Genomic DNA, 23,710 nt, shown 5'->3' with positions numbered 1-23,710 from the left:
CCGGTCTGCGATGCAATACCTCGTTCCCGGCACAGGTCGGGAACACCAAGAAATGGAAACCCAACTAGGAAATGGCAACACAACAAGAAACCACACAGAAGACCACACGCAAGCGCGGCGCCAAGAACGCCGGCCAGCAAAGCGAAACCGAACAGAACGCGGCGGCCCTGGCCGCGGTCGAGACCCTCGACCAGGCCACGACCCGTTCCTCGCGCTCCCGTAGCGGCAAGTCCGCGTCGGGCTCGGCGGCGAACGGCAAGTCGGCGAAGTCCGCCTCGAAGTCGACGCGTTCGTCCTCCAAGGGCTCCGGCCGCACCGGCGCCGGCCGTTCCGGGTCGCGGCGCGGCACGCGCGGCGCGCAGCCGGCGACCGCGCCGCAGCAGGACAGCGTGCTCATCGCCCCGCCGAAGTACCGCAAGGGCTCGCTGCGCATCGTGCCGCTCGGCGGCTTGGGCGAAATCGGCCGCAACATGAACGTGATCGAGTACAACGGCCACCTGCTGCTCATCGACTGCGGCGTGCTGTTCCCCGAGGAGGAGCAGCCGGGCGTCGACCTGATCCTGCCCGACTTCCACTACATCAAGGACCGTCTCGACAAGGTCGAGGCGCTCGTGCTCACGCATGGCCACGAGGACCACATCGGCGGCGTGCCCTACCTGCTCAAGCTGCGCCCGGACATCCCGCTGATCGGCTCCAAGCTCACGCTCGCCTTCGTCGAGGCGAAGTGCAAGGAGCACCACCTCAACCCGGTGATGGTTCCCGTGCAGGGCCGCGACAAGATGAAGGTCGGCCCCTACAACCTCGAGTTCGTCTCCGTGACCCACTCCATCCCCGACGCGCTGGCCGTGTACGTCAAGACCCCGGCCGGCACGCTGATCGACACCGGCGACATCAAGCTCGACCAGCTGCCCCTCGACCACCGCATCACCGATCTGGTCGAGTTCGGCAAGATCGGCGAGCAGGGCGTGGATCTGCTGATGATGGATTCCACCAACGCCGAGGTGCCCGGATTCGTCAAGCCGGAGACCTCGATCGGCCCCGCGCTCGACCAGGCCTTCGCGCAGGCGAGCCGCAAGATCATCGTCGCGAGCTTCTCGTCGCATGTGCACCGCGTGCAGCAGGTCGTCGACACGGCGCACAAGTACGGCCGCAAGGTCGTCTTCGTCGGCCGTTCGATGGTGCGCAACATGTCCATCGCCGCCGATCTGGGCTACCTGCACATCCCCGAGGGCACCGTCATCGACCTCAAGCAGGCCCACGACGTGCAGGACGACAAGCTCGTCTACATGTGCACCGGATCGCAGGGCGAGCCGATGGCTGCCCTTGGCCGCATCGCCGACGGCAACCACCGCGACATCACGATCAACGAATTCGACACGGTGATCCTCGCCAGCTCCCTGATCCCGGGCAACGAGCACGGCGTGTACAAGATCATCAACAAGCTCGTGCAGCTCGGCGCGCGCGTGGTCAACCGCGACAACGCGGCCGTGCACGTGTCCGGCCACTGCAACGAGGGCGAGCTGCTGTACATGTACAACATCGTCAAGCCCAAGTGCGCGATGCCGATCCACGGCGAGAACCGCCACTTGGTGGCCAACGGCCTGATCGCCGTCAAGACCGGCGTGGACCCGCAGAACGTGGTGCTCGCCGAGGACGGCGACGTGGTCGACCTGTACCATGGCAAGGCCGCGGTCGTCGGCTCCGTGCCGTGCGGCTACGTGTACGTGGACGGCGACTCGGTCGGCGAGATCACCGACGAGGAGCTCGAGAAGCGCCGCATCCTCGGCACCGAGGGCTTCGTGTCCAGCTTCGTCGTGGTCGACACCGAGGCGAACGAGGTCGTGTCGGGCCCGAAGATCTACCTCAACGCCGTGGCCGAAGACGAGAGCGAATTCGACAAGGTTCGCCACCAGATCGTCGAGCAGCTCAGCGACGCGATGATGAGCGGCACGCACGACACGTACAAGCTGCAGCAGATCATGCGCCGCACGCTCGGCGGATGGGTCGCCCGCCAGCTGCACCGCAAGCCGATGATCGTGCCCGTCGTGGCCGACATCGCCACCGACGTCATCGAACAGTAACGGCATCGGCATAAGCTGATGCACGGTTGACCGTATCCACGAACGAGACTCCCCGCAACGGGGAGTCTCCTTTGTTCTTGGTTCCCTTTCGGGGAACGGCCGAATGCCGGCCATCCAACACCTTCCAGACATAAGGAGAGCAGCATGCCAGGAGCCAATCTCACCCGCATCGAAGCCGAGGAGCGCAAGAGCGTCGTCGCCGCGCCCATCCACTACCAGGTGGCGCTCGACCTGACGGTCGGCGCGAAGAACTTCGGTTCGACCGCCACCATCACCTTCGACGCCACGCCCGGAGCGAGCACCTTCCTTGACCTGATCGCCGACGAGGTGAACTCGGTCACGCTCAACGGCGTCGCGCTCGACCCGGCCACGGCCTACGCCGACAGCCGCATCGCGCTGGACGGCCTCAAGGAGCACAACGAGGTCACCGTCACGGCGCTGTGCCGGTACTCCAACACCGGCGAGGGCCTGCACCGCTCCGTCGACCCCTCCGACGGCAACGTCTACCTGTACTCCCAGTTCGAGGTGCCGGACGCGCGCCGCGTCTACGCCGTGTTCGACCAGCCCGACCTCAAGGCCATGTTCGACTTCTCCGTGCTGGCCGCCTCCAGCTGGATCGTCACCTCGAACATGCCGGTCGCCTCGGTGAGCGAGACCGACGCCGTGACCGCGCCGGGCACGCTGGGCGACCACGCGGCCGAAACGGCCAAGCGCTGGGTGTTCCAGACCACGCCGACGATGAGCCCCTACCTGACCGCCATCTGCGCCGGCCCGTACGCCGAATGGCACACCGAGTACGAGAACGAGGACGGCCGCATCGTGCCGATGGCCCAGTACTGCCGCCAGTCGCTGGCCGAGGCGTTCTCGAAGGACGTGGACTACCTGTTCGACATCACCAAGAAGGGCTTCGCGTTCTACGCCAAGACGTGGGGCGTGCCCTACCCGTACGCCAAGTTCGACCAGATCTACGTGCCCGAGTACAACGCTGGCGCCATGGAGAACATCGGTATGGTCACCATCCGCGACTCCTACGTGTTCGAGTCCAAGGTGACCGACGCGCTGGCCGAGCGCCGCGTGGTGACCGTGCTGCACGAGCTGGCCCACATGTGGTTCGGCGACTATGTGACCATGAAGTGGTGGAACGACCTGTGGCTCAACGAGTCCTTCGCCGAGTTCACCTCCACGCTGGCCACCGCCGAGGCGACCGAATGGCACGACGCCTGGGCCACGTTCAGCTCCGGCGAGAAGAGCTGGGCGCTGCGCCAGGACCAGCTGTCGACCACCCATCCGATCGTCGCGCCGATCAACGACCTCAACGACACATACGTGAACTTCGACGGCATCACCTACGCGAAGGGCGCTTCCGTGCTCAAGCAGCTCGTCGCCTACGTCGGCCGCGACAAGTTCTTCGAGGGCATCCATAACTACCTCAACCGGTACGCGTACTCGAACGCGACGCTCGCCGATCTGCTGGCCGAGCTCGAGAAGACCTCCGGCCGCGACCTGACGGCGTGGAGCGCCCAGTGGCTCGAGCGCTCCGGCATCAACACGATCACCACCGAGGTCGAGGAGAACGAGGACGGCACCATCGCCTCGCTCACCCTGCGCCAGACCGCCCCGGCCGAGCACCCCGTGCTGCGCGCCCACCGCCTGGCGGTCGGCTTCTACAACGAGGACCCGGCCACCGGCGCGATCGTGCGCACCGACCGCTTCGAGCTCGACGTGGACGGCGAGACCACCGTGGTCGAGGCCGCGGCCGGCAAGCCGCGCCCCGCGCTGATCCTCGTGAACGACGACGACCTGACCTACACGAAGCTGCGTTTCGACGACAAGTCGCTCGCCTTCGCCGCCGAGAACCTGCATTGCTTCTCCGACGCGCTGGCCCGCTCCGTGATCTGGCTCGCCTTCTGGGACATGACCCGCGACGGCGAGCTGCCTGCCAAGCGGTTCATCGACACGTCGCTGGCCGCGCTCGCCACCGAGCACGAGTCCACCACCTTCCGCTACGCGCTCTCGCAGATCAGCACCACCGCATGGCACTACACCGCGCCGGCCGAACGCGCCGCCGTGGTGGAGCATGTCGCCGCCGAACTGTGGAAGCTGGCCGAGGCCGCCAAGGCCGGCTCCGACGAGCAGTTCCAGCTCGTCACCGCCTACCTCGGCTACGGCGAGGAGGGCGACGAGGCCTTCGCGGCCAACGCGAAGGGCCTGCTCGACGGCACGGTCACGCTCGACGGCCTGGAGATCGACAACAACTTCACCTGGACGATCGTCAACGCGCTCGCCTCGGTGAACGTGCTCGACGAGGCCGGCATCGAAGCGCAGCTCGCCAAGCGCGACACGACCGAGAACCGCGAGTTCGCGCTCGGCGCCAAGGCCGTGCGCGGCACCGCCGAGGCCAAGGCGTGGGCGTGGGACCAGGCGCTGCACAACGCCGACCTGACCAACAGCCAGCTCGAGGCGGTGGCCCGCGGCTTCGCCGCGACCCCGCGCGCCGACCTGGCCGAGCCGTACGCCGGCACGTACTTCGAGGTGATCGACTGGGTCTGGAAGAACAAGACCTTCCACATGGCCGAGGCCCTGCTCGAGGGACTGTACCCGGTCTACGCCGACCCGGCCGGGCTCGTCTCGCTCGGCGAGGCGTGGCTCGCCTCCCACGAGGACGCCGACAACGCGCTCAAGCGCCTCATCCGCGGCAACGTCGAGTCCTCGCAGCGCACGCTCAAGGTGCGCGACTTCAACGCCGCGCTGTAGGGCGCGGCCGTGCTGGGCTGGCCGCTCCGGTGACGGGAACGCCTGACCGCGGTCGATATCCGGCCCAATGGGGTGGTTCGGCAATGCGTGTCCGCGCATTGCCGAACCACCCCATTCAGCGTTGTGGCGTCATGACGGCTCAGTCTTGGTCTTGCACCGCCTGCAGGTGGAACAGCCGCGACAGGTTGTCGCCGGTCGGGATGGACGAACCCCAATCGCCGTTGGAGCGGTCGAGCAGCATGAGCCCGACCTTCTCCAGCTCGTCGCCGTGACGGGTGCGCCACGGATTGGTGTCGAACCCGATCTCCTCGATGCCGTAGGCGGCGGTGCGGTCGAGACCGGCCAGCCGCAGGCGGTAGGGCATCAGACCGACGCCGACGCGGTTACGGTAGTAACCGACCAGCGCCTCCGTGCGGTCCTTCGAGACCACCATCCATGCGGCGTGCGACATGCCGAAGCCCGGCACCGGCGCGAATGGGTCGAGCAGACGGTAGAAGCCGCCGGTCGTCGTGAGCTGCGCGAACCGCTTGTCCGTGGCGATCTGGCGCCTGATCTGCTCGCGGGCATCCTCGTCGGTGATCCTGCGCGGGTCGAGCTCGTAGCCGTACGCGCCGAAGTACGCGACGTCGGCGCGCGTCTTGATCGCGGTGACACGGCCGGTCTGGTGGTTCGGCACGTCGGAGACGTGGTTGCTCATCATGCTCAGCGGGTACCCCATCGAGGTGCCGTACTGGATGCGCAAGCGCTCCATCGCGTCGGTGTTGTCCGATATCCAGGCCTGCGGCGCGAACGCGAGCACGCCGGGGTCCATGCGGCCGCCGCCCGAGCAGCAGGATTCGATGAGCATGTCGGGGAAGTCGCGGTTCAGCCGGCGCAGCAGGTCGCAGTAGCCCAGCACGAAGCGGTGGTAGGTCTCGCCCTGGCGCTCGGCCGGCAGCGTGGGCGTGTACACCTCGGCGAGCTGGCGGTTCATGTCCCATTTGATGTAGTCAGCGCCGCTGTCGCGGATCACCTTCGCCATGCTCTGCTCAAGGTAGTCGATGACCTCGGGGCGGGCCATGTCGAGTACATACTGATGCCTCACGACGCTGAGCTCGACGCTCGGATCGCCCAGCGTCCACTCCGGGTGGATCTTGTACAGCTCGCTGTCGGGGCTGATCATTTCCGGCTCGAACCACAGGCCGAGTTTCATGCCGAGGGCGTGCACGTGGTCGCCGACCGGCTTGAGGCCCTTCGGGAATTTCCTCGGATCGGGGAACCAGTCGCCGAGGGAGGAGTCGTCGCGGTCGCGGTGGCCGAATCAGCCGTCGTCGATCACCAGCATCTCGACGCCGAGGTCGTGCGCGTCGTCGGCCAGCTCGCACGGCTTGCCCTCGTCCATGTCCATATGGATGGACTCCCAGGTGTTGATGACGATCGGGCGGTGGCGGTGACCTTCACGCTGCGCGTGATGACCGGCAGCGCGGCGTAGATCGTGTACAGCAGCTGCACGGACAGGCCCAGCCGCTCGTCGGCGAGCGTGATCTCCAGCGTCTTCGCCTCGCCGGGATGCTCGACGTAGGTCGACGGCATATCGCCGAGATCCGGCTTGCCGTCGATGACCCGATGGCCCGCGTACAGCAGCCGGGCCACATGCGATCCGCGGTGGTCGGTGATGGTCGGCACGGCCGGGTTCAGATCTCCGGAACCCGCCGCCGGGTATTCCAGGTGCACGTCCTCCAGCGAGTAGGCGTCATCGGTGTCCTTGGTCGTCGGCGCCTGCTGGTTGACGTCCATCTCCTCGGCGATCGTTCCGTCGAGCAGCGCGTGGCCGAAGTATATGTGGGCGAGTTCGCCCCCCGTCGAGCACGCGCATGACATAGCTGATCGATCCATTGGTGAGATGGAGCCGCCTGTCGGATGCGTCATAGAGGATGGTCATGCTGATTGTCCTTTCCAGCGGATCAAGGTGATGGTCGCGTCGCTGCCGGCCATGGGATGAGAATTCCTGACGGGACAAGTATATGGATCCTTGGCGTGCGGTACCTGCTATGACTTGTTCGATGAAGTGGAGATATATATCAGGTTTTGCGCGGCTGCCGGCATACGGTCGTTGTGCGGGGCGGAAACGGCTGTATGCCGGCACGGGGCGGCGTGGATGTGGCGGGTGCTGTGGACATGCGACCTGTCGGGGGTGGTCGTGGCCGGGTGCGGGTACGATGGTGCACGGTAATAACCGCTGGGAAAAGCGAGGATGTGGGAACATGCCACGTATGTTCGGAACCGATGGTGTCCGTGGATTGGCCAACCGTGATCTGACCGCGCAGCTGGCGCTCGATTTGGGCGACGCCGCCGTGCGCGTGCTGGGGGATACCGGCACGCAGGACGATCAGCCCGAGGGGCGCCGCCGCGCGCTTGTCGGCCGCGATACCCGCGTCTCCGGCGATTTTCTGGCGTCGGCCCTGTCGGCCGGCATGTCGGCCGGCGGCTTCGACGTGATCGACGCGGGCATCATCCCGACCCCGGGCATCGCCTACCTGACTTCCGTGCTCAACGTCGAAATGGGTGCGGTGATCTCCGCCTCGCACAACCCGATGCCCGACAACGGCATCAAGTTCTTCGCGCGCGGCGGCTTCAAGCTGCCCGACACCAAGGAGGACGACATCGAGGCCGTCCTCGGCCAGGACTGGGACCGCCCGACCGGCGCCGGCGTCGGCCGCGTGAGCCACGACCAGACCACCGCCACCAACCTGTACATCGACCATCTGGTGTCCACCATCGCCCCGCTCAACGACGACCAGACCCAGCCCAAGCCGCTGAAGGGCCTGAAGATCGTGGCCGACTGCGCCAACGGCGCCACTTCCGTGGTGGCCCCCGAGGCCCTGCGCCGCGCCGGCGCCGACGTGATCGTGATCAACGCCTCGCCGGACGGCTACAACATCAACAAGAACGCCGGTTCCACCCACCCGGAGCAGCTGCAGGCCATGGTCAAGGCCACCGACGCCGTGATGGGCGTGGCCTTCGACGGCGACGCCGACCGCTGCCTCGCGGTGGACGAGGACGGCACCATGGTCAACGGCGATCAGATCATGGGCATTCTGGCCCGCGCCAAGAAGCGCGAGGGCAAGCTCAAGCACGACACGCTCGTGGTCACCGTGATGAGCAACCTGGGCCTGAAGCTCGCGCTCAAGGACATGGGCATCAAGACCGTGGAGACCGCCGTGGGCGACCGCTACGTGCTTGAGGAGATGCTCAAAGGCGACTATTCGCTCGGCGGCGAGCAGTCCGGGCACGTCATCAACCGCGAGTTCGCCACCACCGGCGACGGCACCCTGACCGCCCTGACGCTGTGCAACGAGGTCGTCAGGTCGGGCAGGAGCCTCAAGGGGCTCGCCGCCGACTTCCCGCAGCTGCCGCAGACGCTGATCAACGTGCCGAACGTGGACAAGAAGGCCGCCTCGACCAATGCCCGCATCCAGGCCGCCGTGGCGCACGAGGAGGAGCTGCTGGGCGATTCCGGCCGCGTGCTGCTGCGTCCCTCCGGCACCGAGCCGCTGGTGCGCGTGATGGCCGAGGCCGCCACGCAGGCCTACGCGGACGAGGTGTGCACCCGCCTGGCCAAGATCGTGGCCGAGGAACTGGCCCTGTAGACCCGTTACACCGGACTCCCCTCGAGGACCGCGCGGCGGGGCCGAGGGGAGCTCGCCACTGACGCAAAGGAAATCCATCATGTTCGGAAAGAACGCCAAAGTGGACATCGCGCTCAACCGGGATGTCGAACAGCTCATCAAGACCGGTGGCAAGGAGCAGATCCTGCCGATCGTGCAGGCCGGCGAACCGGTGCTGCGCCAGCAGACCGCCGCCTATGCCGGGCAGCTGTCGAAGCGGACGCTCACCAAGCTCATCGACGCCATGCACACCACGATGATCGAGGCCCCCGGGGTTGGGCTGGCCGCCACGCAGATCGGCCTCGGCCTGGCGCTTGCGGTGGTGGAGGACCATGTGCGCGACGACGAGGACGATCCGCGTGAAATCGCGGAATTCCCGTTCCATGTGATCATCAACCCCAGCTATGAGCCGATCGGCACCGAAACGCGCAGCTTCTACGAAGGCTGCCTGAGCTTCGACGGCTATCAGGCCGTGCGCAGGCGCTGGCTCGACATCACCGCGCGCTGGCAGGACGAGGACGGCAAGTCGCATGAGGAGCGGCTGCATGGCTGGCCGGCGCGCATCTTCCAGCACGAGACCGATCATCTGAGCGGCGAGCTGTACATCGACAAGGCCGAGATCCGGTCCCTGGCCACCACCGAGAACCTCGAGGATCTGTGGTGCGAGGACCCGGTGCCGACCGAGGCGGCGCAGGAGCTCGGTTTCGAGATCTGAGGGCGCCCGGCCCGTCTTGCGCGCCCCGAATCGCTCGATCGGGGGCGACAGGGCCCTGATTCCGGCGCAATGACGGCTAGTGCCGAGTTGTCGGTGCGCGGGTCAGTAGTGGAACCGGTTGCAACCTCATGTTTATCGTTTGACGTGGGGCTTTGCAGCCGGTTTTCGCGAGTTCACGCACCGACAACTCGGCATTGCCGTACCATTCGGCGCTACGGTCGCCTTGGCATGGGGGACTGTGGGGCCCGCGCCGCGCGGGCCAGTGCCCGCACTACGATGGCGGCATGACCAATACAGCGCCTCCCGTCGACCGCACCTGGCTCACCGCCGCCAAGGACGACATCGACCCATGGGCCACGGCCATGCCCTCGGATGCGGATGGGCGTGCCATCGACTGGCAATGGGTGCGTTCGCTCGACCTCGAACACGGCATCGGCTGCGCCGGGGACCCCGATCTGCAGCCGGGCGCCGAGCGCGATGCGCGCGAGCTGCTCAAGCGCGACTATGCCGTGCGCGACCGGCTCGAGGCGATCATCGCACAGTGCAATACGGCGTTCATGGCTGATTTCGACCGGTTGATCCCCTCGTATCGGTTGCCGCGCGCGCTGGCCTATGCGAACCGCCGCCTCAACGACGAGATCGCCCTGCTGGTGGAGCGGGGCGTGCAGGAGCATCGCTGGACCGTGACCTATGAGCGCCGCCAACGGGTCACCGTGCCGGTGCTGCGTGCCCTTGACGCGCATGACGCGCTCGACGACGTGCAGGACCGGACCGCCGAGATCGTCAACGGCCGCGCCGAACGGCGCAAGTACCGGCGAGGACAGGAGCGGGCGGCGCGCCGCGACATGGCCCGCGCGAATCTGAGCGGTGTGACGGCGCCAGGCGGATCGCTGACGTTGTTCGGCGAGGATCAGGGCCATCCCGAACGCGGCTCGGCATCCGGCAAGGCCGGTGCCCGGGGCGAAGACGCCGGGCCGGCGCGCCGGGGTTCCCGCGGCCGCGCCCCGGCCTCCGATTGGAGGGACGCCTATCTGCCGGGCCGCGACGTGGACGCGGTGATGGGCATCGACATCGAAACCACGGGCACCGATCCGGCGCGCGTGTACATCATCGACGTCGGGTTCGAGTTCATGAACATGGCGTCGCCCAAGCCTGCCGATGCCGACGGAGACCGGCAATACCGATACGAGCAGGACGGCTACGCGGCCGGTGACGCCTATGGCCAGTCGAGGCTCGCGTTCGGGGTGCCGGATCGCAACGCGCGGCTGGGCAACCCGCTGATCGCCAAGCTCACCGGCATCGACGTGCGGGAGCGCGGCGCCTCGCAGGGCCACCGGCTGTTCGACGAATGGCCGGCCGCGCAGCGCGGCCTGCTGGCCCGGTTGGAGCGGCAGCCGTACGTGGCGCACAATGCCACCTTCGAGCATGGCTTCTTCATGCTCAACGTCGCCGGGTACGCGGAAAGCTACCGCGCCGGCGACATCACGATCATCGACACGCTGCCGATGAGCCGTCGCTGGGATCCGGGGGCGGTCCCGGACGCCGAGCACCCATACGGCAACAACACGCTGGACGCCTATGCCAAACGGCAGGGGGCGCTTCCCGCGGATCAGTCCGAGCGGCACCTGGGGCTGGAGGACGCGCATATCATGCTCGTGGCGATGAAACATCATCTGGCCGAGCTGCGCCGCGAGGGGCGCGGCCCGTGGGGCGCCGACGGCGTGCCGGGCGTCGGCGGCAAGCAATGCGGCCGGCGCTGAGGGTTCCGTAGGGGGCGTTTGCCCCGTTCCTGCGCAATCGCACCCGAAGCCATTCCGATATGTGGCGAAAACCGCAACGTTGCGGTTTCGTGGCCCTACCATGGAACCATCACAGAAAGAGAAGCCTCATGGAGCATAAGCAGTCGCGTCCACTGGTACTGATCGATTTCGACGGCGTGGTCAACCAATTCCCCGACGGCAAGGTACGCCGCCACCAGAACACCACGTCATGGATGAAGCCGGGGGATGCGCGCATGGCGCTATACGCCCCCGATCACTGGTTCGTGCCCGACAACGTCGGCGTCGCGCGCGCCGGCGGCAGCCGGTGGCGGATCCACTGGTCGAGCACGCTGGTACGCCGTCTGGACGCGCTGGACGCCGACATATGGTGGCTGAGCACATGGCAGCCGTATACGGAGGAGCTGAACTACCTGCTCGGCGTGGATTGGAAGACCGTGGAATGGTACGACCCGGTGACCCGCAACGGCATCCTGACCGGCAAACGCCGCGCGGTGCTCAGTCATCTGAAGCTCGGGCGGCCGATCGTGTGGATCGACGACGAGGAGGTCACCCAGGAGGCCGCGGACGACCTCAAGGCCGCCGCTCCCCAAGCGCCGGTGCTGGGCATCGGCCCCAGCGGGGAGATCGGCATCAGTCAGCCGCAGATGGAACTCATCGACGATTTCGTCGCCAACCCGCCCAACTGGCCGGTGCTGCGCTTTAACGCCGCCGAGGAGCGGCACTCCAGCCACTGGGGATATTAGCGGCCGCACCGCAAACAATGAAGTGGCCTACGCCCCCGCTGGTTTGGGCTGCCGGCGAAGCCGACTGGGGTGGCCGGCAACACCGCGGCATCGAGCATCCGACCACCCTCCGGCGTACGCGCCACCTCCCGCCAGCGGGAGGACCAGCCACCACTCAGCCATGTGCGAAACAGGCCACCGGGAGTCTGCGTCACGGGTCGCCGGATGCAGACCAACCGAACGCCCTACTCGAACGGGTAGCGCAGGCCCCATTCGGCGCGCAGCGCGTCCATGAGCTCCATGATGCGCAGGGTGTCCGCATGCGGCATTTCGGCGCATTCGGTACGACCGTCCAGAATCGCGTTCGCGGCGGAGGCCACCTGATATTCGTAGCCGGTCAGCTGTTCGGGCACGTCGTAGTGCGCCGCCACCTGATGGTCGGTGCCGTACACGTCGATCGCCTCGACGTTGTTGATGTTCTGGCACACCACGTACCCCTTGTCGCCCCAGATGGAGCCGCAGCGGTCGGAGGACGCGATCATCGACGACGAGGAGACCGCCATCACGCCGTTGCCGTAGAACAGGGTGGTGGAGTTCTGCGCGTCGACGCCGGTCCCGTACGGCGTCATTGCAGTTGTCAGGCGGTCGATCGGCACCTCCCCGTGCCCGCCCATCACCATGTCGATGAAATTCAGCGGGTACACGCCGACATCCAGCAGCGCGCCGCCGGCCATCGCCGGATCGGACATGCGGGCCTTGGCGCTCACCGGATAGCACAGATTCGCCGCGATCGACCGCACCTCGCCGATGACGCCGGAGGCCACGATGCCGTCGATGATGCCGCGTGAGGGCATGTAGCGCGTCCAGATCGCCTCCGTGCACAGCAGTCCGCTCGCCTCGGCCGCGGCCAGCAGCTCCTTGGCCTGCCTGGCGTTGGCGGTGAATGACTTCTCGACCAGAATGTTCTTGCCGGCGTTCAGGCAGGCGATGCCCTGCTCGGCGTGCAGCGCGTGCGGCGTCGCGATGTACACCAGATCCACGTCGGGATCCGCGAGCAGCTCCTCGTAGGAGCCGTACGAGACCGGGAAGCCGTACCGCTCGGCGAACGCCGCGGCGCGGCCGCCGTCGCGCGCAGCCACCGCGTAGGGCGCGACCAGACCGCCATAGCGGGGATCCGCCGCCATCGCGGTCAGCGTCGTGGCCATCGAACGCGCGATCCCGCCCGCGCCGAGAATCGCCACGTTGACCTTCAGCCCCTGCGCTTCCGCCTCGGCCCGCCTGCCGTTGAGTCTGCTCATCGTTCCTCCTTGAATGCGCCGCTATTGCGCCGTGATACCGCCGTGCCCGAACGGGGCACGATGCCGTTTCCATGGTAGCCGAACGGAGGCTGGTGGGGAACACGGAGCGGGCGGATCCCGGCATCCGGAAACGCGGGCGAGAGGGCGGCCCGGCCGGCGCCGAGGACGGGAACAGACGGTGGCGCGGGCCCGGCCGGTCGGGATACCGGCGATCCATTGCCGTTCCATCCGCTGCCGTTCCCCGATGCCGTCCCCTATAATCGTTGCTGGTGATCGGCCCGCAGGGTTCCGTTCGTCGCTGGCCGTCGCGGCCCGCCGGGCGGGGCGGGAGGGCCGGTAAGGAGCATCATGGCCGTACGTGGGCGCGGAAGTCAGCCGGAAAAGTATGCGCGGGGCACGCGCAGCTATACGATGTCGCACATCCGCGCGAAGGACACGAAGATCGAGGTGCTGGTGCGCCGGTACCTGTTCGCGCGCGGACTGCGGTTCCGCAAGAACGACCGGCGGTATCCGGGGCATCCGGACGTGGTGCTGCCGAAATGGCATGCGATCGTGTTCGTCAACGGATGCTTCTGGCATATGCACGAGGGCTGCGCCAAGCACGCGATGCCCAAATCCAATGTGGAGTTCTGGAGCGCGAAGCTGATGCGCAACCACGAGCGCGATCTTCGCCAGCACACCGAACTCGAGTCCGCCGGCTGGCACGTCATCGTCGTCTGGGAATGCGAATTGGGCAAGGCGACGCGCGATGAGCGGCTGGCGCGCCTGTATGACGAGATCGTCGGCGGCGGCGATGCGCGCGGCGCACTAGAATCGGCAGCGGAACCAAACGATGTCGCTCAACGACAGGGTCTCAACGACAAGGAAGAGTGATCGAGTGATGATGGACGAGCAGATGCGGCCGGCGATGGCCCGCCGCGCGCGCGAGGCGCAGCCGTTCCGTGCGATGGTGTTCGGCGAGAAGGCCGATCGGATGATCGCCGAGGGAATCGACGTGGTCAAGCTGAGCTTGGGGGAGCCGGATTTCGGCGCGCCCCCCGCCGTGCGCGAGGCGATGCGCGAACAGTATGACGGACGCGCGCTGCCGTACACCGCCGCGCTCGGCCTGCCCGAGCTGCGCGAGGCGATCTCCGACTTCTACCGCACCCGCCACGGCCTCGACGTCGATCCCAAGCGCATCGTCATCACGGCCGGCGGCTCGGCCGCGCTGCTGCTGGCCACCGCGCTGACCGTCGACCCGGGCGACGAGGTGATCCTCGCCGACCCGTCCTATCCGTGCAACCGCGAACTGGTGCGCTCCTTCGAGGGCACGGTCGTGGACGTGCCGACCAGCGCTGCGACGCGGTTCCACCTGACGCCGGAACTGGTCGACAAGGCGTGGACGGAGCGCACCAAGGCGGTGATGATCACCTCGCCGTCCAACCCGACCGGCACCACCATCGACTTCGACGTGCTCAAGGGCGTGTGCGATCTGGCGCGCAGCCGCGGCGCATGGCGCATCGTCGACGAGACCTACCTCGACCTGGCCGACCGCGAGGCCGACGGCAGCGAGGTCAGGTCCGCGCTGTACGCCGACCCGGACGCGATCATCTGCAACAGCTTCTCCAAGTTCTTCGGCATGACCGGCTGGCGCCTTGGCTGGGCGATCGTGCCCGAATACACGATCGAGGCGGTCGACGACCTGGCCACCAACTTCTATCTGTGCGCGCACACGCCGACCCAGCACGCGGCCGTGGCCTGCTTCACGCCGGAAAGCCTCGCCGTGTGCGAGGAGCGCCGGCAGGAGCTGCTCGCGCGCCGGCGCATCGTGGTCGACGGGCTCAAGCGCATCGGCCTGCCGCTCGAGGTGGAGCCGAACGGCGCGTTCTACGCGTATTTCACCATCGCGTCGACCGGATTGGACGCGTGGACCTTCTGCGAGCGCGCGCTGAACGAGGCACATGTGGCGCTGACGCCCGGCCGCGACTTCGGGCCGGCCACCGCCGACACGCATGTGCGGCTGTCGTACGCGGCCTCCCGCGAGGCGCTCGCCGAGGGCCTGGAACGGCTCGGCCGCTTCGTCGCCGGCCTGTGACGCGGGCCGGCTCCGGTGCGGGGAAGCCTTGTTCGTTCGCGGTGGACAAAGCCGGGCGCATGGGATGGCCGCGTAATACACTTGACACGGTAAAAGTATTACTTTTCGGAAGGATCCAGCATGTCCGCTGAAGCAAATGTCGGAGTCGTCGGTCTGGCTGCCATGGGGGCCAGCCTCGCACGCAATCTCGCGCGTCATGGCAACAAGGTGGCGGTGTTCAACCGGCACTACTCCCGCACCGAGAAGCTCATCGCCGAGCACGGCGACGAAGGCCAGTTCTTCCCGGCGAAGACGATGGAGGAGTTCGTCGACTCGCTCGCCAAGCCGCGCACGGCGATCATCATGGTCAAGGCCGGCGCTCCGACCGACGCGATGATCGACGCGCTCGCCGATCTCATGGAGCCGGGCGACATCATTGTGGATGCGGGCAACGCGCATTTCCCCGACACGATCCGCCGTGAAAAGGCGATTTCCGCCCGCGGCCTGCACTTCGTGGGCTGCGGCGTGTCCGGCGGCGAGGAAGGCGCGCTGCTCGGGCCGTCCATGATGCCCGGCGGCACCGAGGAATCGTGGAAGACGCTCAAGCCGATCTTCGAGTCGATCGCGGCGAAGGCTGAGGGCGAGCCGTGCGTGACCCACATCGGCGAGAACGGCGCCGGCCACTTCGTCAAGATGGTGCACAACGGCATCGAATACTCCGACATGCAGCTCATCTCCGAGAGCTACGATCTGATGCGCCGCGCGCTCGGCATGACGCCGGCCGAGATCGGCGACGTGTTCGAGGAGTGGAACAAGACCGAGCTGGAATCCTACCTCATCGAGATCACCGCCGAAGTGCTGCACCAGGTCGACAAGAAGACCGGCAAGCCGCTCGTCGACGTGATCGTCGACCACGCCGGTATGAAGGGCACCGGCACGTGGACCGTGCAGTCGGCGCTCGATCTGGCCGTGCCGGTGACCGGCATCGCCGAGGCCGTGTTCGCCCGCGGTCTGTCCGGTCAGACCGAGCTGCGCGCCGAGGCGCAGAAGCAGGACTTCGAAGGCCCCTCCGGCGTGGTGCCGATGGCCGAGGAGGACAAGGTCGCGTTCATCAACGACATCCGCGAGGCGCTGTACGCCTCGAAGATCGTCGCGTACGCGCAGGGCTTCAACGAGATCACCGAGGCCGCCAAGGTGTACGACTGGGACATCGACCTGGCCGCCGTGGCGCGCATCTGGCGCGGCGGCTGCATCATCCGCGCGAAGTTCCTCAACCGCATCTCCGACGCGTTCGAAAGCGGCGAGGCCAACGTGTCGCTGCTGTTCGCCCCGTACTTCAAGGACGCCATCGAAGCCGCCCAGCGCTCCTGGCGTCGCGTGGTCTCCCGCGCCATCTCCTTCGGCGTGCCGGTCCCGGTGTTCGCCTCGTCGCTCGAGTACTTCGACGGCCTGCGCTCCGACCGCCTGCCCGCCGCCCTGATCCAGGGCCAGCGCGACTACTTCGGCGCCCACACCTACCAGCGCGTGGACATGCCGGGTGCGTTCCATACGTTGTGGGCTGAAGAGGGTCGTCCGGAGATCGAAGCGTAGCTTCGATCTCCGGACGAGGGCACAGCCCGGTGGGCTGTGCCCGGTCTTCGGCCGAGTGGCGGCAGCCGCGAGGTGGTATTGGGTCTCGCCGTAGGCGAGTCCGCTGTTGCAGGGGCTGAAGGCGAACCCGAAAGGGTTCGAAGCGTAGTAAAGATCATAACGACACCCGCAACTCAGCCCATCATCAGGGGGCTTTCTATCAGCGGAAGCCCCTTGATGTTTTGTTGCCCCCGCTGTCGGGGCCGGCGGCGAAGCCGACTGAGGGTGGTCTGACGATATCGCATTGACCACCCTCAGTCTCGCTTCGCGAGCCAGCTCCCGCCAGCGGGAGCGTGATACAAGCATCCGCGGAACCATGTATACGTCGCGTATGCATTGCCAGCTCCCGCCAGCGGGAGCATGATGAAGGCGTCTGCAAGAACCGTATATACGTTATCGCGTGCATTGCCGGCCCCGCCAGCGGGAGCGGCGCAACAGGGGCACGGCCCCCGCCGGTCCCGCCCCGCGTGTCCCCATTCCCTTCCATGAATCCCGCGATAAGGCCCCGCGCCGCCCCGTTCCCCGCTAAGCTATTGCACAGGCATCATTATGCGGGGGGAGCAACCATGGAGAGACGCGCGTTGAAAGCGGCCGCCCGACGGACATTGAAGACCCATTATTGGCCGATCGTCGTGGCATGTCTGTTTGCCGCGTTCCTCAGCGCGGATTACGGCTCGTCGCTGGTCGCGGTTAACTCCACCGTGGAACCGTCCGACGCATCGGCCTCCGCCTCGCAGGCCGTGGACGTGCCCGATGCGCCCCAAGGCTTGTACGTCACCGGTATCGGCCCCGTGGATCTGCTGTTGCGGATGGCCTCCGGCGACGAGAGCGGGGCGCGCGACCAGGTCGGCGCCAACGAGCGCGCGATCGCCGGCCAGGATACGATCGCCATGCTCGGGCGCACGCGCGGCGTGTTCTCCGCGCTGATCAACTCCTTCACCTCGGGGTCGTTCATCCTGTCCGTCACGGATGCGACGGCGTCCGTGATCCGCTCCAAGAGCCTGGCCGTCTCGCTGTTGCTCATCGTTGCCCTGGCCGGTTCGGTCCTCGTCGGTTTGTTCGTGGTGCAGGCGTTCCGCGTGGTGCTGCGGCGCGTCATGCTGGAGTCGCGCGTCTACGAGAAGGTGCCGCTGCGCCGGTTCCTGTACCCGTTGCAGACCGGCCGATGGGCGCGCATGGCGTGGGTGATGCTGGTGAGCAACGTGTACCTGATGCTGTGGTGGTGCACGGTGGTCGGCGGCATCGTCAAGATCTATTCGTATGCCCTGGTGCCGTATATCGTGGCGGAGAACCCGAACATCGGCGCCAACGAGGCGATCAGCCTCTCCCGCCGCATGATGAGGGGCCACAAGTGGGAGTACTTTGTGGCGCAGCTGAGCTTCATCGGCTGGTACCTGCTGTCCGGCGTCACCTTCGGCCTGGTCGGCATCCTCTATTCCAACGGATACAACGCGGCGTTCTTCGCCGAATACTATGTGCGGCTCCGCACGATGGCCAAATCGGTGAATATGGAGGGAACGCAGTGGCTGTGCGATGAGGCCCTGTACGCGAAGCCGGCAGTCGAGCGGGTGCATGGCGCCTATGCCGACGTGGCTGGCGTCGTCGCCGCGGCGCATGCCGGCGCCGCCGCCGTGGCGCGCCCGACGGGGTTCGTCGGCTGGCTGTCCGATTGGTTCGGCGTCACGCTGCGGCGGAACGACGGCGTGGATGCCTGGCAGCAGCATGAGGCCGATCTGGACAATGCGGCCAAGGCCGAGGACATCCTGTGCGGCCTGACCTATCCGGGCCGCCTCGCCCCCGCGAGGATGGAGTTCAGACTGGCCAAGCGCACGGACCTCAACCCGCAGCGCAGCTACACGGTGCTCAATCTGGTGATGATGTTCTTCATCTTCTGCATCGTCGGCTGGCTGTGGGAGGTGATGCTCGCGCTGATCACGGAGGGCATGTTCGTCAATCGCGGGACATTGCACGGCCCGTGGCTGCCGATCTACGGCACCGGCGGCATCATCGTCCTGGTCCTGCTCAACAAGCTGCGCAACAGGCCGGCGCTGCTGTTCGCCGGTACGGTGGTGCTGTGCGGGATACTCGAATACTGCTCCTCGTGGTATCTGGAGGTCACCCACGACGGGCAGCGCTGGTGGGACTACAGCGGCTATTTCCTGAACCTCAACGGACGCATCTGCGCCGAAGGGCTGCTGACCTTCGGACTGGGCGGTCTGGCCATCGTCTATCTGCTGGCCCCGGCGCTGGACAATCTGCTGGCCCCGGCGCTGGACAATCTGCTGGCCCGGGCGAACCGGCGCATCATGGCCGCCGTGGCCATCGTGCTGTTGGTGGCGTACGTCGGCGACAACATCTATTCCGCGGCGGTGCCCAATACCGGCGCCGGCATCACCGATTACAAGGGATCGGATTCCAGCGAGACGGCATAGCCGTCACGGCTCCATCCGGGAACATGCGGAAAACATAGGGGCATACGGAAAACGCCCCCGGCGGAAGGACGATCCGCCGGGGGCGTTCCATACGGTCATGGCGGCCGTCGCCGAGGCATCATCGGCGACGATCCGATCCGTGCTCAGCGCCGCATACCGGGCAGCTCGCCGGCCGCCCCCTCGTCGATGAGCCACAGCAGCTCCCCGCCGTCGGCGAAGGAGCTCGGCGCCTGGGGATTGCGAGGCGCGGCGAAGGCCTTCGCCACCGCCCTGGCCTTGCGTGCCTCGGACGTGAACACCCAGGTGTGCCGCGAACGCGCGATCATCGGCACGGTCAGCGTCAGCCGCAGCGGCGGCGGCTTGGGCGAATCGCGCACGCCGGCGACCAGCACATGCGGATCGTCGATCAGCACCTGCGGCAGGCCGGGGAAAAGGGATGCGAAATGCGCGTCCGGCCCCATGCCGAACATGGCGATGTCCAGCGTCGGGGCGTCGCCCAGCGCGGCGACCAGCTCGCGCTGGTATGCCGCCGCGGCTTCGGCCAGCACCTCGTCGGTCCGCTCGGGGGAGTCGGACGCGATCCGATCGGCGGACCGGCTGTCGGCCGGCATCTCGTGGATGTTTTCGGCGGGCAGCGTGCCGTCGGCGATCATGCCGTCGAACAGCGCTCGGCGCGCCTGCTTGGCGTTGCGGTCATCGTCGTCGGCGGCGACGAAACGCTCGTCGCCCCACCAGATGTGCACGCGCGACCAGTCGACCGTGGCGGACAGCGGGCTGGCCTTCAGCTCGGCGAACACGCGATTGCCGTCGGTGCCGCCGGTCACGGCGATATCGACGCGCATGCGGCCCGCTTCGGCGAGCAGATCGCCGATGGTGAGCAGCGTGCGCGCGGCCACGGCCTGCGCGAGCAGTTCGGGATTCGGATAGACGATGGTTGATCGGGTGGCCACTATGACTCCTTGGACGGGCTGGCGCGGTATGCGGGTCGTGCGTGTGCGCACGTATGTATGCGCGGCGAGACGTGACGGCGGCCGGTTCGATGGGCCGGCGTCACGCCTCGCCGCGTGCGGTTCAGTCGTTGGGATGGATGAGGTCCCAGCCCTGGGTGATCACCTCGGCGTAGACCTCATCGGGGTCGAGCCGGCGCAGTTCCTCGCTCAGGCATTCCTCCAGCGTGCGGGTCGGCACGCTGATGGTCTGCGGCGACTGGCCGGGCGTGCTGATCACGGCGATGCCCTCGTCGGCGCTGGGCCGCTCCAGGCTCAGCACCCCATCCGCGCGGGTCAGGTACACGCCGGTCACGGCCTCGGCGCCCGGCACGTCCTCCACAGTGACCGGCACGTTGAGCTTCAGCCGCAGCCAGGCCGCCAGCAGGTCCATCGGCAGGAAGTCCTTCGGGCCGGTGACCCGGGCGTTGCTGATCGGCAGGTACGGTGGCTGATCGAGCATCGTCGCCAGCATCGCGCGCCAGACCGTCAGCCGTGTCCAGGACATGTCCACGTTCTTCGGCGACCAGTTGCGGCGCAGATCGCTCATCGTGCGGTACGGGTTCGAGGAGCGTAGGGCGTCGGTGATGCGGCTGCGGGCCATCGCGCCGAGCAGATCCTTCGACGGGTTGGCCGGGGCTTCGGTCGGCCACCAGGCCACGACCGGCGCATCCGGCACCAGCAGCGGGATCACGAGCGTATCAGGGTGGTGCACCAGCCCGCCGCGGGGATGCAGCACGATGATCTCGCCCGCGCCGGCGTCCGCGCCGAAGCGCACCTGGGCGTCGAGGTTCGAGTTCTCGAAGTCGTCGGCGTCGTCCGCCGGCTCGGCCTTCTCCGGCGTATCGACCGGCTTGCGGCTCGGGCTGATTGCGATCACGCGGCAGGGGTGCTCGCGGCTTGCCGCGTTCGCCAGCTCCAGGGAGTACTCGAGCTCGTCCTCGTTCGTGGAGATGAGCAGGGTGAGCACGCGGCCGGTCGCCGACTCGCCGCGCTCCTCGTGCAGCTCGTCGATCTTGCGCGAAATCTCACGGGTGCGGGTATTGGGCATATCGATGATCATGGCATCCTCCATTGGCGGCCGTCGCGGGCCAGCATCTCGTCGGCTTCCTCGGGGCCCCACGTGCCGGAACGGTACGGCTGCGGCTGGCCGAGCGTCGACCAGAACTCCTCGATCGGGTCGAGGATCTCCCAGCTCAGCTCCACCTCGCGGGTAGTCGGGAACAGCGGCGGATCGCCGAGCAGCACGTCGAGGATCAGGCGTTCGTAGGCCTCCGGCGAGGATTCGGTGAACGAACGGCCGTAGCTGAAGTCCATCGACACGTCGCGCACCTCCATCGAGGTGCCGCCCGGTACTTTCGCGCCGAAGCGCATGGTCACGCCCTCGTCGGGCTGCACGCGGATCACGATCGCGTTCTTGCCGAGCTCGCGGGTGGCGGTCGATTCGAAGGGCAGGTGCGGCGCGCGCTTGAACACGACCGCGATCTCGGTGACGCGCTTGCCCAAGCGCTTGCCGCAGCGCAGGTAGAACGGCACGCCGGCCCAGCGCCGGGTGTCGATGTCGAGGCGGATGGCCGCGTACGTTTCGGTGATGGACGCCGGGTTGATGCCCTTCTCGTCCAGATAGCCGACGACCTCGTGCGATCCCTGCCAGCCGGCGGCGTACTGGCCTCGCGCGGTATGCGCGGCCAGATCCTTCGGCAGGCGCACCGCGGACAGGATCTTCGTCTTTTCCGCGGTCAGGTCGGACGCCGCGAACGACACCGGCTCCTCCATGGCGGTCAGCGCGAGCAGCTGCAGCAGGTGGTTCTGGATCACGTCGCGGGCCGCGCCGATGCCGTCGTAGTACCCGGCTCGGCCGGCCACGCCGATGTCCTCGGCCATGGTGATCTGCACGTGGTCAACGTAGTTGGCGTTCCAGATCGGCTCGTACATGGCGTTCGCGAAGCGCAGCGCCAGCATGTTCTGCACGGTTTCCTTGCCGAGGTAATGGTCGATGCGGAACACGCTCGAGGGGTCGAAGACCTCGGAGACCACGCGGTCGAGCTCCTTGGCGCTTTGAAGATCATGGCCGAACGGCTTTTCGATGATCACGCGGCGCCACGCGCCTTCGGAGGAGCAGGACAGACCGCAGTCGGCGAGCTGGCGGGACACCACCGGGAACGCGCGCGGCGGCACCGACATGTAGAACGCGTGGTTGCCGCGCGTGCCACGGTCGCGGTCCAGCTCGGCCACGGTGTTCGACAGGCGCTCGAAGGCCTTCGGATCGTCGAAGGTGCCCTGCACGAAGCGGATGCCGGCGGCCAGCTGCGTCCACGTCGATTCCTTGAACGGCGTGCGGCAGTGCGCGATGACGTTCTCGCGCACGAAATCCTTGAAATGATCCTCGGTCCAGTCGCGGCGGGCGAAGCCGGTCAGCCCGAAGCTCGGCGGCAGCAGGCCGCGGTTGGCCAGATCGTAGATGGCGGGAAGCAGTTTCTTGCGCGACAGATCGCCGGTCACGCCGAAGATCACGATGCTGCACGGCCCCGCGATGCGCGGCAGGCGCAGATCGCGCGGATCGCGCAGCGGATTGGTCCAGTGTTCCGGCGCGACAGGACCGCCCGAGCCGGAGACGGGTGTTATGGAATCACTCATATCTATCTATCCTAGTCAGACGGATGCTTATGCGGGTAGAGGATTCCATGGATGTGGTGTGACGATTGTCACGGGATGGACGTTTCCGCGGCGGCCGCCCCGCAACGATCGCCGGGCGGCGCGAGCCGGACCCGGTCACTCGGCGCGCAATGCGGCCAGCTGCGTCTTCGCCTTGTGCAGCTTGGCGTAGATCTCGTTGCGCTGCGCGGGATTCTTCGCGCGCTGATGGTCGCGGGTGAGCTTGTCGACCTCCGCCTGCAATCGGGCGATCTGCCCATGGCGAATCAGCCGCGCGTCGAGATCGGCGTGATCGGTGGTGCCCAGGATCGTCTGCGAGCACATGGACGCCCACAGGTCGTCGATCGAGGCTCCGGACAACTCCAATTGCGCCTCTCCCGCCGGCCGCCATGCGCTCGCATACACCTGATGCACCGGCGTATGACCGGCGCGCCCGGGCAGCGCCCGCCGTACCGCAAAGGCGCATTCCTCCCGCGTGCTGCCCTCGAACGGCGTCTCGCGCACGCAGACGAACACGATGCCCGACTTGCGCTGACCGGCGATCAGATCGATCACTTCGACCGGCACGTCGGTGGCCTTCGGCGTCAGCCGCAGCCCGATGACCAGCACTTCGGGCACGCGCGTGCCGGCCTCCAATCCGGTGTTCGCGGGGCGGGCCAGCGCCAGCATCGTGATCGAGGCGATGTCGTTGACCAGACGTTGCTTGAGCTTGGCCGACACCGGCGCCTTGGCCACGAACAGCGCCTTGGGCAGCGGACCCTTCTGCTCGGGGATCGCCGTGGACGCCGGCAGACCCAGCGAGAGCGCGGATACGGAACCGCAGTGCGAGACAGTCATCGTCGGCCTTCTTTCCCGGCTCGTTCGGATCGCTTCGGATCGTGCCGGATGTTGTCGGGCCATCGGTGCCACCCGTTCCTGCCGACGGGTGGCACCGATGATCCGTCGTTACCTTGCAAG

General features: G+C 67.2%; 17 protein-coding genes and 1 pseudogene. 10 read left to right on the top strand and 8 right to left on the bottom strand.

The features are described from left to right. The first annotated feature begins 71 nt into the window (after positions 1–71). Positions 72–2,081, top strand: coding sequence for a ribonuclease J (locus BBSC_RS10100; RefSeq protein WP_033517300.1), 2,010 nt, complete (start codon positions 72–74; stop codon positions 2,079–2,081). A gap of 144 nt (positions 2,082–2,225) precedes the next feature. Beyond that, positions 2,226–4,835 carry an aminopeptidase N gene (pepN, locus tag BBSC_RS10095; protein WP_033517299.1) on the top strand — a complete coding sequence of 870 codons (2,610 nt, stop codon included), beginning with the start codon at positions 2,226–2,228 and terminating at the stop codon, positions 4,833–4,835. A gap of 139 nt (positions 4,836–4,974) precedes the next feature. Here the strand turns inward: pepN and BBSC_RS14280 are convergent, their stop codons facing one another. The 3 genes and pseudogenes from BBSC_RS14280 to BBSC_RS10085 all read right to left on the bottom strand — a co-directional run bounded on the left by BBSC_RS14280 (position 4,975) and on the right by BBSC_RS10085 (position 6,695). Continuing rightward, entirely contained in the window at positions 4,975–5,268 is a 294-nt protein-coding gene (locus BBSC_RS14280; protein WP_231649317.1) for a GH36 C-terminal domain-containing protein, read from the bottom strand. A gap of 129 nt (positions 5,269–5,397) precedes the next feature. Further along, positions 5,398–6,255, bottom strand: a pseudogene (locus tag BBSC_RS14275) (alpha-galactosidase); the annotation flags it as partial. Further along, the gene (locus BBSC_RS10085; RefSeq protein WP_033517296.1) at positions 6,150–6,695 is read right to left on the bottom strand and encodes a glycoside hydrolase family 36 N-terminal domain-containing protein; all 546 of its coding nucleotides are present in this window, start codon (positions 6,693–6,695) and stop codon (positions 6,150–6,152) included. The pseudogene BBSC_RS14275 and the gene BBSC_RS10085, both read right to left, overlap by 106 nt. A gap of 383 nt (positions 6,696–7,078) precedes the next feature. Here BBSC_RS10085 and glmM point away from each other — a divergent pair, with 383 nt between their 5' ends. The 4 genes from glmM to BBSC_RS10065 all read left to right on the top strand — a co-directional run bounded on the left by glmM (position 7,079) and on the right by BBSC_RS10065 (position 11,721). Beyond that, positions 7,079–8,464, top strand: a complete 1,386-nt coding sequence (gene glmM, locus BBSC_RS10080; RefSeq protein ID WP_033517294.1) for a phosphoglucosamine mutase — start codon at positions 7,079–7,081, stop codon at positions 8,462–8,464. 79 nt (positions 8,465–8,543) lie between these two features. Beyond that, the gene (locus BBSC_RS10075; RefSeq protein ID WP_033517292.1) at positions 8,544–9,197 is read left to right on the top strand and encodes a peptide deformylase; all 654 of its coding nucleotides are present in this window, start codon (positions 8,544–8,546) and stop codon (positions 9,195–9,197) included. Positions 9,198–9,481: 284 nt separating this feature from the next. After that, positions 9,482–10,957, top strand: coding sequence for a DNA polymerase III subunit epsilon (locus BBSC_RS10070; protein ID WP_033517290.1), 1,476 nt, complete (start codon positions 9,482–9,484; stop codon positions 10,955–10,957). 128 nt (positions 10,958–11,085) lie between these two features. After that, a complete protein-coding gene (locus BBSC_RS10065; RefSeq protein WP_033517288.1) occupies positions 11,086–11,721 on the top strand; it encodes a hypothetical protein in 636 nt (211 codons plus the stop codon). A 224-nt stretch (positions 11,722–11,945) separates the two neighbouring features. Here the strand turns inward: BBSC_RS10065 and BBSC_RS10060 are convergent, their stop codons facing one another. Continuing rightward, on the bottom strand, positions 11,946–12,998 hold the full coding sequence (locus BBSC_RS10060) for a Gfo/Idh/MocA family protein (protein ID WP_033517285.1): 1,053 nt from the start codon (positions 12,996–12,998) through the stop codon (positions 11,946–11,948). Positions 12,999–13,346: 348 nt separating this feature from the next. Between BBSC_RS10060 and BBSC_RS10055 the strand changes: the two genes are divergently transcribed. From BBSC_RS10055 to BBSC_RS10040, 4 genes are all read left to right on the top strand, one after another. Further along, complete coding sequence (locus BBSC_RS10055; protein ID WP_081892899.1) at positions 13,347–13,871, top strand: very short patch repair endonuclease; 525 nt, start codon at positions 13,347–13,349, stop codon at positions 13,869–13,871. A 10-nt stretch (positions 13,872–13,881) separates the two neighbouring features. After that, positions 13,882–15,072 carry an aminotransferase class I/II-fold pyridoxal phosphate-dependent enzyme gene (locus tag BBSC_RS10050; protein WP_144414544.1) on the top strand — a complete coding sequence of 397 codons (1,191 nt, stop codon included), beginning with the start codon at positions 13,882–13,884 and terminating at the stop codon, positions 15,070–15,072. A 120-nt stretch (positions 15,073–15,192) separates the two neighbouring features. Beyond that, positions 15,193–16,641 (top strand): NADP-dependent phosphogluconate dehydrogenase, encoded by a 1,449-nt coding sequence (gndA, locus tag BBSC_RS10045; RefSeq protein ID WP_033517281.1) that lies wholly within the window; start codon positions 15,193–15,195, stop codon positions 16,639–16,641. 605 nt (positions 16,642–17,246) lie between these two features. Then, positions 17,247–19,112 (top strand): DUF975 family protein, encoded by a 1,866-nt coding sequence (locus BBSC_RS10040; RefSeq protein WP_033517279.1) that lies wholly within the window; start codon positions 17,247–17,249, stop codon positions 19,110–19,112. Positions 19,113–19,255: 143 nt separating this feature from the next. Here the strand turns inward: BBSC_RS10040 and pgl are convergent, their stop codons facing one another. From pgl to BBSC_RS10020, 4 genes are all read right to left on the bottom strand, one after another. Beyond that, the gene (gene pgl / locus BBSC_RS10035) at positions 19,256–20,062 is read right to left on the bottom strand and encodes a 6-phosphogluconolactonase (protein WP_033517278.1); all 807 of its coding nucleotides are present in this window, start codon (positions 20,060–20,062) and stop codon (positions 19,256–19,258) included. A gap of 121 nt (positions 20,063–20,183) precedes the next feature. Beyond that, positions 20,184–21,161: a glucose-6-phosphate dehydrogenase assembly protein OpcA gene (locus BBSC_RS10030; protein ID WP_033517382.1), complete on the bottom strand. Its 978-nt coding sequence runs from the start codon at positions 21,159–21,161 to the stop codon at positions 20,184–20,186. After that, a complete protein-coding gene (gene zwf / locus BBSC_RS10025) occupies positions 21,158–22,735 on the bottom strand; it encodes a glucose-6-phosphate dehydrogenase (RefSeq protein ID WP_033517276.1) in 1,578 nt (525 codons plus the stop codon). Before zwf ends, BBSC_RS10030 begins: the two co-directional genes overlap by 4 nt. 135 nt (positions 22,736–22,870) lie before the next feature. Then, on the bottom strand, positions 22,871–23,590 hold the full coding sequence (locus BBSC_RS10020) for a DUF4391 domain-containing protein (protein WP_033517274.1): 720 nt from the start codon (positions 23,588–23,590) through the stop codon (positions 22,871–22,873). Positions 23,591–23,710: the final 120 nt, after the last annotated feature.

Source organism: Bifidobacterium scardovii JCM 12489 = DSM 13734, from assembly GCF_001042635.1.
Classification (GTDB): Bacteria; Actinomycetota; Actinomycetes; order Actinomycetales; family Bifidobacteriaceae; genus Bifidobacterium; species Bifidobacterium scardovii.
The sequence above is the reverse complement of the archived record's forward strand: the minus strand, read 5'-3'. Positions and strand labels throughout refer to the sequence as shown.

Bases quoted from the DNA above. Each gene is read 5' to 3' on its own strand.
- BBSC_RS10100 (WP_033517300.1), top strand. From the start codon at position 72: ATGGCAACACAACAAGAAACCACACAGAAGACCACACGCAAGCGCGGC.
- pepN (WP_033517299.1), top strand. From the start codon at position 2,226: ATGCCAGGAGCCAATCTCACCCGCATCGAAGCCGAGGAGCGCAAGAGC.
- BBSC_RS14280 (WP_231649317.1), bottom strand. From the start codon at position 5,268: ATGGTGGTCTCGAAGGACCGCACGGAGGCGCTGGTCGGTTACTACCGT.
- BBSC_RS10085 (WP_033517296.1), bottom strand. From the start codon at position 6,695: ATGTCATGCGCGTGCTCGACGGGGGGCGAACTCGCCCACATATACTTC.
- glmM (WP_033517294.1), top strand. From the start codon at position 7,079: ATGCCACGTATGTTCGGAACCGATGGTGTCCGTGGATTGGCCAACCGT.
- BBSC_RS10075 (WP_033517292.1), top strand. From the start codon at position 8,544: ATGTTCGGAAAGAACGCCAAAGTGGACATCGCGCTCAACCGGGATGTC.
- BBSC_RS10070 (WP_033517290.1), top strand. From the start codon at position 9,482: ATGACCAATACAGCGCCTCCCGTCGACCGCACCTGGCTCACCGCCGCC.
- BBSC_RS10065 (WP_033517288.1), top strand. From the start codon at position 11,086: ATGGAGCATAAGCAGTCGCGTCCACTGGTACTGATCGATTTCGACGGC.
- BBSC_RS10060 (WP_033517285.1), bottom strand. From the start codon at position 12,998: ATGAGCAGACTCAACGGCAGGCGGGCCGAGGCGGAAGCGCAGGGGCTG.
- BBSC_RS10055 (WP_081892899.1), top strand. From the start codon at position 13,347: ATGGCCGTACGTGGGCGCGGAAGTCAGCCGGAAAAGTATGCGCGGGGC.
- BBSC_RS10050 (WP_144414544.1), top strand. From the start codon at position 13,882: ATGGACGAGCAGATGCGGCCGGCGATGGCCCGCCGCGCGCGCGAGGCG.
- gndA (WP_033517281.1), top strand. From the start codon at position 15,193: ATGTCCGCTGAAGCAAATGTCGGAGTCGTCGGTCTGGCTGCCATGGGG.
- BBSC_RS10040 (WP_033517279.1), top strand. From the start codon at position 17,247: ATGGAGAGACGCGCGTTGAAAGCGGCCGCCCGACGGACATTGAAGACC.
- BBSC_RS10030 (WP_033517382.1), bottom strand. From the start codon at position 21,161: ATGATCATCGATATGCCCAATACCCGCACCCGTGAGATTTCGCGCAAG.
- zwf (WP_033517276.1), bottom strand. From the start codon at position 22,735: ATGAGTGATTCCATAACACCCGTCTCCGGCTCGGGCGGTCCTGTCGCG.
- BBSC_RS10020 (WP_033517274.1), bottom strand. From the start codon at position 23,590: ATGACTGTCTCGCACTGCGGTTCCGTATCCGCGCTCTCGCTGGGTCTG.